This window comes from Ligilactobacillus acidipiscis DSM 15836, from assembly GCF_001435755.1.
GTDB lineage: Bacteria > Bacillota > Bacilli > Lactobacillales > Lactobacillaceae > Ligilactobacillus > Ligilactobacillus acidipiscis.
On record NZ_AZFI01000178.1, the window covers coordinates 1 to 3800 of the forward strand.

General features: G+C 41.1%; 4 protein-coding genes. 3 read left to right on the top strand and 1 reads right to left on the bottom strand.

Annotation, left to right across the window (positions count from 1 at the left end; genetic code table 11):
- The first annotated feature begins 113 nt into the window (after nt 1-113).
- The 3 genes from FC65_RS09365 (at nt 114) to FC65_RS09375 (ending at nt 3404) form a co-directional block, all read left to right on the top strand.
- Nucleotides 114-872 carry an NUDIX hydrolase gene (locus tag FC65_RS09365; RefSeq protein ID WP_156408617.1) on the top strand — a complete coding sequence of 253 codons (759 nt, stop codon included), beginning with the start codon at nt 114-116 and terminating at the stop codon, nt 870-872.
- Nucleotides 873-1001: 129 nt separating this feature from the next.
- Complete coding sequence (locus tag FC65_RS09370; RefSeq protein ID WP_056972471.1) at nt 1002-2456, top strand: nicotinate phosphoribosyltransferase; 1455 nt, start codon at nt 1002-1004, stop codon at nt 2454-2456.
- Nucleotides 2457-2588: 132 nt separating this feature from the next.
- Nucleotides 2589-3404, top strand: a complete 816-nt coding sequence (locus tag FC65_RS09375) for a Cof-type HAD-IIB family hydrolase (protein ID WP_010497517.1) — start codon at nt 2589-2591, stop codon at nt 3402-3404.
- Between the two features lie 161 nt (nt 3405-3565).
- On the opposite strand, the gene FC65_RS12585 is transcribed toward FC65_RS09375, so the two are convergent.
- Nucleotides 3566-3800 (bottom strand): hypothetical protein (locus tag FC65_RS12585; protein ID WP_235803124.1); only part of this gene is annotated, 235 nt, incomplete at its 5' end.

Genomic DNA, 3800 nt, shown 5'->3' on the forward strand with positions numbered 1-3800 from the left:
CTCAGCTTCAAACCGCATTGTTCCACCTTGTAAAAAAGCAATTGTTTTATCACGAAATTGAATCAGTTATAATAGTTGTAAATAGTAATTGAATGTTTGAAAGGAGAGCGCTGATGCAAGAAGAAAATCGCGAGACAAAGGTTAATATCGTTAACCTGATCTGGAGTTTTGACCGGCAAAAAGGTCAGGTGAATTTGCTACTCGTTAAACGAGCGCAAGAACCTGCCAAAAATATGTGGTCGTTGCCTGAAACATTTTTAGGTGAAAATGAAAGTGCTGACCAAGGAGCTTTACGTCTTGTACACGATAAGATCGGCCTGAAATTAGCGGCTTTTCATACTGAACAGTTGGAGACTTTTACTGAACCTCAGCGTTTAAGTGACGGTCAACGTGTCTTATCCTTGGCATATATGACATTCTTGCCAGAAATGCCCCCACTAGATCCTGGTTATGGAGCAATAGATGCCAAGTGGTTTGCTCTAACAGTCAAAAATCATAAATATTGCTTTTGCAATGGCAGTGAACAGTATCGTGTTGCTCAGACTGAATTTCAAGAAGAGTATTATCATAATTTGACGGACTACGGCAAAACTGCCAGTGGTCAACTTGCTTTTGACCACGATTGGATCATCAAAGTGGCCTGCCAGCGGATCAAAAATAAACTAAATTATCAGCCTAATATTTTATTGATCTTAGGTGACAATTTTACCTTGAGAGAAGCTCGCAGTGTGTATGCTCCATTTTTGAAAACTAAATTAGAGCGTATTGACAACTCTAACTTCAAAAAAACTCATGGTAAGTTGTTTGAGGAAATAGGGACCGCAACAACCAAAAAACGCGGCCGTCCGGCTAATTTGTATTGTCTGAAATAGGCAGTTGCTTGTTTGGGTTGCAATTAAACCATAAGAAGTGTACTCTTGACAAGATAGGTTTGAAGCAAGGCTTTTTTATATTTTATTAAAAGTAATAAGTACTTTTAATTGTTCTAGGAGGAACGAGCAATGATCGAGCAAGGAAACATGGCACTATTGACTGATTTATATGAATATACAATGGCAAATGGTTTTTACCAAGATATGAAGGAACAACGAGGGTCTTTTGACATGTTCTTTCGTAAATTGCCGGATAATGGACGCTTTGTCGTTTTAGCCGGTGTTGAAACTGCACTGAAAGAAATGCAAAATTTCCATTTTGAACAGGAAGATCTTGACTACTTAAAGGGCTTGGGATTATTTTCGCAGGAATTTTTAAATTATCTGCGTGATTTTAAATTTAAATGTAAGGTTTACTCAGTGCCTGAAGGAACGCCAGTCTTTCCGCGCGAACCAGTTGTCACAGTCGAAGGACCATTATTGCAAGCTCAATTATTTGAAACCTTGCTGTTGAATGTGATCAACCATCAAACGTTGATCGCTACTAAGGCACGGAGGATCGTAGCAGCCTCTAAAGGTCGCGCCGTCATGGAATTTGGTGCTCGGCGGGCACAAGGCCCAGCAAGTGCCGTTTATGGTGCTCGGGCTGCAGTGATCGGCGGATGTACCAGTACTTCCAACCTGCTGGCCGGACAAAAGTTTGGGATCCCAGTTGCAGGAACGATGGCTCACAGTTGGATCGAAGCATTTGATAATGAGCTGGCAGCTTTTGAGGCTTGGGCGAAGATCTACCCGCAAAATTGTTCATTGTTAGTCGATACCTATGATGTTTTGGAATCTGGTGTGCCCCACGCAATCAAAGTATTTGATCAATTAGCAACTAAAGGCTATCAGAAATTCGGGATCCGGATCGACTCCGGTGATATTACTCAATTGTCAACCCAAGCCCGTAAAATGTTAGACAATGCTGGGTATCCTAAAGCAACGATCACGGCTTCCAATGCTTTGGATGAACATATTATCCAATCTTTGGTCAGTGAAGGCGCTGCAATCGATAATTTTGGTGTAGGTGAAAACTTGATCACGAGTGCCAGCTCTCCTGTTTTAAGCGGCGTTTACAAATTAGGGGCTGTTCAAAAAGATGATGGTATTTGGTATCCTAAAGTTAAGGTCAGTGCCAGCTTAGGTAAATTAACGCTTCCTGGTCGTAAACAGATTTATCGTTTGTATGATCCGCGGACAGGCTCTCCATTTGCCGACCTTGTTTCGCTGCGGGATGAAAAGATTGCAGAAAATATTACTGAAATGAAAGTTTTAAGCGCTGATCCAGAAGCGACTAAGAGGTATCGGACCTTGAGAAACATTCAGGCCGTTGAATTGCAAAAAGAAGCCTTGAATGAACAAGGTCAGTTACTGACAGGCGACCCAAGTGTATTTGAAATTCAGAAATATAGTAAAAAGAAGTTGGCAGAGTTGCCGGCATCTAAAAAACGTTTGTTATATCCAGATGAATATCCTGTTTTTATTACAAAAGACTTGTACGAGCAACAACAAGAGTTGATCGAAGATAATAGGATAGAATAAAGGAAAACGTGACCCATCAGTCTAAGACAGGAGGCTGGTGGGTCATTTGAGTCTGGATGGAAAAAATATTCCGGTTTTGAACCTTAAAATAAGTTAGAATAAGGGAAAAGACTCAGGAAAGGAGAATTACCTATGGCTATCAAAATGATCACGACAGATATTGACGGAACTTTGCTGAATAACAATAAACAGATCACAACACATACTAAGGAGATCTTACAAGCAGCAAGACGGCAAGGTGTGTACATAGTATTATGCAGTGGACGGCCGTTGGTGGGTGTTGAGCAATATTTGGCAGAGTTGGGCTTAGATAGTGCGGATGACTACGTTATTACCTTTAACGGTGCTCAAGTTCAACGATCAACTTGTTCTGGACCATTGATCTCAAATTTATTAACTGGTAAAGACTTTCAGGTCTTAGATAAACTAGCTCATGATTTAGGTGTGAGAGGACAAGCAGTGACTCCCGATGGGAATATCTATGTCACAACACCTGATGTTAGCCCAGTATCAGTAATGGATTCGTATTTCACTAAGATGCCGCTGCATGTCAGGCCCAATGCAACATCTGCAGGAATCTCCTGCCTTGCCAAATATATGTGGGCGGATGCACCGCAGATTTTGACTGAAGCGTTAGTGAGTTTGCCAGAGAAAATCAGAGATAAATATTATAGTGTTCATAGTGAAGAGTGGTTCTTTGAATTTATGCATCCTTTGGCCTCGAAGGGGCAAGCAATGGTGGAATTAGCAGCCAAATTAAAAATTAAACCCAGCGAGATAATGGCGGCTGGAGACCAGAATAATGACTTGACGATGATCTCAGCAGCTGGATTAGGGGTCGCAATGGGGAATGCTAATCCACTAGTCAAAAAAGAAGCCCAGGTAGTCACTACAGATAATGAACACGATGGCCTGGCAGTCGCGGTTGAAAAATATGCTTTACAATGACTTCCTGACTGATAAAGCTTATTTTGGACTTATTTTCCTAAAATGAGCTATGATAAAATTAATAGAAATTAGCTAAGCTGGTTTTAAGGGAGCGAAAAAAATGTCAGAGCGTGAGGAGGTGCGGGTCCGGACACATAACATATTAGTTATCTGGACCAAACTTATGGAGATAACTGGGCACAAGATCCAGCGATTGCAAATGATCCCAAATTACAAGAGCATTTGCAATGGATCAAAACTTGTAGATAGAAAGCAAACAGTGTGTTGGAGACTGTTTGTTTTTTTATAACAAGGTGTAGTGAACCGGGTAAAAGTTGAGCACTATCAGACTTTGACAATAAGTCGTGTTTTGCGGCTTGTTGGCGAAGTTGGATAGGCACAGACTTTTGGTTCACG